7 protein-coding genes and 1 tRNA gene are annotated in these 6,042 nt (G+C 64.5%); 2 read left to right on the forward strand and 6 right to left on the reverse strand.

Annotated features, from left to right (window positions below; translation table 11 throughout):
• Window positions 1–32: 32 nt before the first annotated feature.
• The 4 genes from NZ849_RS10295 to lnt form a co-directional block, all read right to left on the reverse strand.
• Window positions 33–1,766, reverse strand: coding sequence for an ABC transporter substrate-binding protein (locus tag NZ849_RS10295; protein WP_295406888.1), 1,734 nt, complete (start codon window positions 1,764–1,766; stop codon window positions 33–35).
• A 225-nt stretch (window positions 1,767–1,991) separates the two neighbouring features.
• Complete coding sequence (gene secG / locus NZ849_RS10300; protein WP_295406891.1) at window positions 1,992–2,219, reverse strand: preprotein translocase subunit SecG; 228 nt, start codon at window positions 2,217–2,219, stop codon at window positions 1,992–1,994.
• A 16-nt stretch (window positions 2,220–2,235) separates the two neighbouring features.
• Window positions 2,236–2,321: transfer RNA gene (locus NZ849_RS10305), tRNA-Leu, on the reverse strand.
• A gap of 12 nt (window positions 2,322–2,333) precedes the next feature.
• Window positions 2,334–3,728 (reverse strand): apolipoprotein N-acyltransferase, encoded by a 1,395-nt coding sequence (gene lnt, locus NZ849_RS10310; RefSeq protein ID WP_295406894.1) that lies wholly within the window; start codon window positions 3,726–3,728, stop codon window positions 2,334–2,336.
• Between the two features lie 110 nt (window positions 3,729–3,838).
• Here lnt and NZ849_RS10315 point away from each other — a divergent pair, with 110 nt between their 5' ends.
• Entirely contained in the window at window positions 3,839–4,549 is a 711-nt protein-coding gene (locus tag NZ849_RS10315; protein ID WP_295406898.1) for a metallophosphoesterase family protein, read from the forward strand.
• A 54-nt stretch (window positions 4,550–4,603) separates the two neighbouring features.
• Window positions 4,604–4,921 carry a helix-turn-helix domain-containing protein gene (locus NZ849_RS10320; RefSeq protein ID WP_295406900.1) on the forward strand — a complete coding sequence of 106 codons (318 nt, stop codon included), beginning with the start codon at window positions 4,604–4,606 and terminating at the stop codon, window positions 4,919–4,921.
• On the opposite strand, the gene NZ849_RS10325 is transcribed toward NZ849_RS10320, so the two are convergent.
• Window positions 4,899–5,456, reverse strand: coding sequence for a hypothetical protein (locus tag NZ849_RS10325; RefSeq protein WP_295406903.1), 558 nt, complete (start codon window positions 5,454–5,456; stop codon window positions 4,899–4,901). The genes NZ849_RS10320 and NZ849_RS10325 overlap by 23 nt on opposite strands.
• Before the next feature lie 46 nt (window positions 5,457–5,502).
• On the reverse strand, window positions 5,503–6,042 hold a 540-nt coding region (locus NZ849_RS10330; protein WP_295406906.1), incomplete at its 5' end, for a thiolase family protein.

Genomic DNA, 6,042 nt, shown 5'->3' on the forward strand with positions numbered 1-6,042 from the left:
GTGGAGGGCCACCCCTTGCCCCCAGGAGATGCCTACTCCTTGGCAAAAACCGTCTCGATGTAGGGGGCCTGGCCGACGATGGAGTTGATCTGCTCCTTGGGGAACATCCCGCCCAGCCGGGTCAGGCGGGCCGGGTTGTAGGCCGGGGCCACGGTGTAGATGATGGGCAGGTTCTCCGCCACTACCCGCTGGAACTGAACATAAATCTGCCGACGTTGGGCCTGGTCGAGGGTGGTCGCGCCCCGCTTCATCAGGGTGTCGATGAGCACCTCGAAGGCCTCCACCTTGGCCGGGCGCTTACCGCCTACGCCCAGGTTCCACATGTGCAGGCTACCGTCCAGCTCCCAGACGTTGCGGCTAAAGGCCGGCTCGATGCCCCCAGTGAGGCCGATCAGGATGGCGTCAAACTCGCGCGTGCCGTCGGCCGCCGGGCTGGTGAGCTGGCGCACCAGCTCGTTGAAGTCGATGGGCCGGTACTCCACCTTAACCCCGATCTTGCGCGCCTCGTCGCGGAAGATCTGGGCGATACGCTCCCGCACGGTGTTGCCCTGGTTGGTCACCAGGTTGAACTCCAGCACCCGGCCCTGGGCGTTCACCAGCCAGCCGTCGCGGTTCTTAGTGCGGAAGCCTAGCTCCGCCAGCAGCTGCTGGGCCCGCTGGGGGTTGAACTCGTACTTGGGCACATCATCGGTGAAGAAGGCCTTGTTGGGGATGGAGATGGGGCTCCACTGGGGCTGGCCCAGGCCGCCTAGGGCCACCTCGATCATGGACTTCTTGTCCATCAGGTGGGCCATGGCCCGGCGGAACTTGACCTGGCGGAAGAGGTTTTCCTTGAAGGGGTCCTTGTGGTTCCAGTTGAAGACGATGAAGTTGGTGCCCAGGGTCACATCCACGTTGGGGAAGATTTCAGCCCGCAGACGGCCAGCGCGGATGCGCTCCAGCACCTGGGCCACCTGGTCAGCGTTGGCCGCCGCAAAGGTATCCGCATCCCCGGCCAGGAAGCGGGCCAGCTGGGCGTTCAGGTCAGGCACGATCTGCACCGTGTAGCGCTCGAGGTAGGCCACCGGGTTGTTGCGCTCATCCACGCCCCAGTAGTTGGGGTTGCGCACCAGCACCACCCGCTCGCCCTTTACGTAGCTCTCCAGCTTGAAGGGGCCCCCCGAGACAATCTGGGCCGGCGGGGTGTCCAGGTTCCACAGGGCCTGGAGTTGCTGAACCCCAGCCCGGTAGGCCGGCTCAAAGATGTGCTGAGGCACGATGTACCAGCCTTGGATGAGGGCAGGCGCGTAGGGCTTGGGGAAGTCAGCCCGAACGGTGTACTGGTCAACCTTGGTCCAGCGAATGGGCTGGCCGTCCAGGATGAAGCTACTGCGGGCATTGGAGTTAACCCGCTGGTCGGCGTGCACGGTCGCGCTAAAGATCACGTCATCAGCGGTGATAGGCCGCCCATCCGACCAGCGCGCCCCCTCGCGCAATCGGAAGATGACCGTAAGGCCGTTGTTGCGAATCTCCCAGGACTTAGCCAACCGACCTTCTGGGGCCTGGGTATAGGGGTCGTAGGAGGTGAGGTAGGGCAGGAAAAGCGAGATGATGTCGGTGGAAGAGGTTTCCCGAGCCACGAAGGGGTTCCAGGTGCGGGGGTCAGAGATAGAGGTGATCCGGTAGGCGCCACCCTGGCGGCCTATCTCGGTACCCTTGAAAACCTTGGGCTGGGCTAGGGCCGCCCCAGCCAGGACCAACAAGCCTAGGAAAAGGATTTTTCTCATGATGCCTCCTGTACCATTCAAGGCTAAACTACACCACCCTCGCTCTCCGCAAACGGAACTGAAGCGAGCATGGACTTGGTACAAAGCTATACAGCCACTTCTTGACTGTCAAGGGCTCAACGCGGAATTTGCGACCAATGAGCATCCACCAAACGGTGGATAGGGCAAGGCCAAAAAGCAGAGCCCCCCTTCAGGTACAGGAGGTCTGCTGGAGGGGGGCCTTGGCTAGCGCTGGAAGTAGCGAAAGGAAAAGGCCAGGAGGACGAATATAGCCCCAAGAATGATGGTGATGCGGTAAAGCCCACCGGTCACCCCGCGGGTGCTGAAAAGGTCGGTGGCGCCACCAAACATGTCCCCTGCCCCTTGCCTGGGCTCTTGGGAAAGCACCAGGTAGACCAGAAAACCGGCCACCACGATGTAGAGGAATATCAGGGCATTCTGCAGCAGTTCCAACGCGCGCCTCCTCGTTTGGTGCCGGGAGTGGGACTCGAACCCACATGGCTGCTAACCGCCCGATTTTGAGTCGGGTGCGTCTACCGATTCCGCCATCCCGGCAAACCGGCAAGTCTAGACTATAGCCCCTTTTGCCCTCCTGCGCAAGCCAACCAGCCCAAGGAGCCCAGCCAGCCCGACCGCCCAGTCGCCCAGGCGCACGTAGGGGGTTTGAGCCTGCCGATAGGCAAAGCTACTCCCCAGAAAACCAGCCTGGCGCTGGGGAAGCCGCGCCGTCACCCGGCCATAGGGGTCCACAACGGCGGTCACCCCGTCGTTTCCCGCCCTGAGAAGCCAGCGGCCCGTCTCGACCGCCCGTAAGCGGCCCATCTGAAAGTGCTGCAGGCCGCCAAAGCTAGGGCCATACCACGCGTCGTTGGAGGCCAGCACCAGTACCTCAGCACCCTGCAGGACCAGGGCCCGGGCCACCGAGGGGAAAACCGACTCGTAGCATATGAAAGCCCCATAGCGTCCCAGAGGAGCGTACCCCTGGCCCGGGGTTCGCCCCACCAGCTCCCCTTCAAAGCCCAGCGCCCGGAAGAAGAAGCGATACAGGGGACGCAAAGCCTCATCCCAAGGAAAACGCTCGCCAAAGGGTACCAGCCGATTTTTATCGTACTGATAGACAATTCGAGCCTCCTTGAACAGAACTATTCGGTTGGAAAAGCCGGTCTCAAGGCCGCTCAAAAGCTCGCGGGGACCCAGCAGGAGGGCCAAACCGGGGGGCAGGTGGGCCACCGCGGTCTCAGGCCAGACCACCACCGCAGCCTCGGGGTAGGCCCGCAGGCCCTGACGGGTGAGTTCTTGATAGATCTCCTCGGCAGGGAAGCCCTCGAGCTTCCTCAAAGGGTTGATGTTGCCCTGCACTAGCAAGGCGGTTTGGTTGCCTACCTCCTGGGGCAGCGGCCAGAACCAAAGCGCCCCCCATACCCCCAGCACCCCGACCAGCCCAAGCCCTGCCCGGGAGAAGAGCACCCCCTCAGCCCAGAGGCGCCCTCCCCAGTAAAGCAAGCCCAGCGCGACCCCCAGCACCCCCAAAGAGAGCAGATAAACCCCTCCCAAAGCGGCCAGCATCCGCCCTGGGGCCTCCACCAAGGCGTAGCCCAGAAACCCCCAGGGAAAAGCCAGCTCGCCTAAAGAAGTAAGGTACTCCTGCACCACCCAGAGCCCGGCTCGAGCCAGCGGCCGGCCCCGCGTAAGCCCGAATACCCCAGCCCAAAGGACAGCCTTGACCAGAACCAGGGGCAGGTAGGGCACTGCCCCCCAAGGGGTCTCAAAGAGCAGCACAAAGCTCAAGGGAAGCCATACCAGGTGTACCCCCCAGAACCCCACCCCTGCCCAGAACCCAAAGCCGAGCCCACCCCAAAACAGCAGACCCGCCAAGGGCAGAGGGGCAAGGAAGCCCAGGGGGCTTGGGGGAAGGCAAAGGGCCAGACCCCCACCCAGCAACAACGGAACCCAAAGGCGCACGGCCCAAGCATAAACGACCCCCACCCTCAGCGCGCCACATGACGGGGACTGCTCAGGTGCAGATATGAGCGAGGGCAAGGGGAGCTTTCGTGGCAGAATGGCTAACAGCCATGCGCATAGGAATTATCGCTGAAATTCACGCCAATCTGCCGGCCCTCGAGGCCGCCTTGGAAGCCCTGCGCAAAGAAGGGGTGGAGCAGGTGCTGGCGGTGGGGGATCTGGTGGGGTATGGGCCCCACCCCCGGCAGGTCATCCGCAAACTGGACCGGGAGGGCATTCCCTGCGTTCCTGGAGCAGCCGACTTGCGGGTGGCCTACCCCCTTCCCACCCACCGCCGCGAGGGCATCGCCGAGGTAACCATTGCCTGGACGCGCGAACAGCTCAGCGAGCGAGAAGTGGGTTTCCTGCGGAACCTGCGCCTGCGCCACCGCTGCGAAACCCCCGGGGGTCGCCTCCTGGTCTTCCACGGGTCACCCGAAGACCCTGAGCAGAAAATAGACCTGAACGAGGCCCACCCCCAGGAAATCCTCGGGATGCTGGAGCGCATCCGCTCCCGCTACGCGGTGGTGGCAGGGAAGCACATCCCCTTTCGCCGGGCAGTGCACAAAGGGCTGGTCTTCGACCCAGGATCGGTGGGGCTCAGCCTCGGTGGGGAGCCCGGAGCCGACGTGCTGATCCTAGAGGACGACATCCATGGGGAGCTGCTGAACCGCTTCCTCAAACTCCCCTACGACTACGGGCAGGTAGCCTTCGACCTCGCCGCTTGGGAGCTTCCCGAGGTGTTGATTGAGGTGGTGCGGCAGGGGCGCTTTCCCCAATAGATTTTGTAGTCTCGGTGCAACTTCCAGGGCCGAAGGAGGTATAAATTGTGGCCCATGACCAAAAACGAAGGGCCCACCCTGGAGGCTCTCCTGGAGCTCCTGGGCCAGCGCGGCGTGTACACCATCCTGCGCGCGCTGCGGGATGGCCCTCTGCGCTTCGGGAGCCTTCAACAGGCTACCGCCCTGCCCCCCCGCAGCCTCTCCCTGAGGCTCAAGGAGCTGGAGGAGCTGGGCCTCATCCGCCGCACCGAGCACCCCGAGGTGCCCCCCCGGGTGGACTACGCCCTCACCGCCAGAGGCCAGGGCCTGCAACCTGCCCTGGAAGCCCTGGCGGCCTGGGAGGCCCAGGCTAGCGGGGCTCGCTCAGGGTGAAACGGCGTTCCTCCTCTGCCACCACCCGCGTGCCCTCCAGCACCAGCCAGCGCAGAGCGTAGGTGCCGGGCACCGCAGGCGGCTCGAAGCGGTAGAGCAGCTCGAGCCAGGTGCGGTAGCGGAAGGACTCCAGCCCACGGGCATCCCGCTCGAAGGGGCCGCACTGCAACTTGTACACAGCCCTCTCCAGGCTCACCCCAAAGCCCGGGGGAGCCGACAGCACCTCCAACCGCACCTCGGGCGCCGGGCGCTCGTGCTGGCTTCCTTGCCGGCAGCGCACCAGGGCATCGGGGAAGGGAGGGGCGATGCGCTCCGGGAAGCCAAGCTCGAGGCTGAAGTACACACCAAAGGTCAGGGCACTCGCGTGGGTCCTCCATCGCCGCTCCTCGTAGCGGCGCAGACCGTACAGGGGAGCCCCAGCTGGGCTCGTGAAGACGGGGAACTCGTCCAGGTCGTAGGGATAGTAGGGGGCACTGCCCAGAGGTGTGGGAGCACAGGCCGCAAGCAGCAGAACCAGCAGGTGCACCCTTCGCATGCCCTTAGCCTAAGGCTCGGGCAGCTTAGTTGCATGACAGGCTGGCTCAGGCCGCCGGGTAGACCTCGAAGATGCCAGCAGCCCCCATCCCCCCGCCGATACACATGGTCACCATGCCCAGCCCGCCCCCGCGCTTCCCCAGCTCGTGCACAAGCTGGGTAGTCAGCTTAGCCCCGGTGGCCCCCAGGGGGTGGCCCAGGGCGATGGCCCCCCCGTTGACGTTCACCACCTCGGGGTTCATCCCAAGCTCCCGCATGACTGCCAGCACCTGGGCGGCAAAGGCCTCGTTGAACTCGATGAGCTTCAGGTCTTCCAGCCGAACCCCGGCCTTGGCTAGGGCCTTAGGTACCGCTTTGATGGGCCCTACCCCCATGATGTCGGGCTCAACACCCCCCGTAGCAAAGGAGACAAAGCGGGCCAGCGGCTTCAGGCCTAGCTCCTGGGCCTTCTCCCTGCTCATCACCAGCAGGGCCGCCGCTCCATCGGAGTAGGGCGAGGCGTTGCCGGCGGTCACGGTGCCGCCCTCCTTGAAGGCCGGCTTGAGCTTAGCCAGGCGCTCTAAGGAGGTGTCGGCCCGGGGCAGCTC

It is taken from the genome of Meiothermus sp., from assembly GCF_025060375.1.
Lineage (GTDB): Bacteria > Deinococcota > Deinococci > Deinococcales > Thermaceae > Meiothermus.

Coding starts and splice junctions, on each gene's coding strand:
- NZ849_RS10295 (WP_295406888.1), bottom strand. CDS start 1,766: ATGAGAAAAATCCTTTTCCTAGGCTTGTTGGTCCTGGCTGGGGCGGCC.
- NZ849_RS10315 (WP_295406898.1), top strand. CDS start 3,839: ATGCGCATAGGAATTATCGCTGAAATTCACGCCAATCTGCCGGCCCTC.
- NZ849_RS10320 (WP_295406900.1), top strand. CDS start 4,604: ATGACCAAAAACGAAGGGCCCACCCTGGAGGCTCTCCTGGAGCTCCTG.
- NZ849_RS10325 (WP_295406903.1), bottom strand. CDS start 5,456: ATGCGAAGGGTGCACCTGCTGGTTCTGCTGCTTGCGGCCTGTGCTCCC.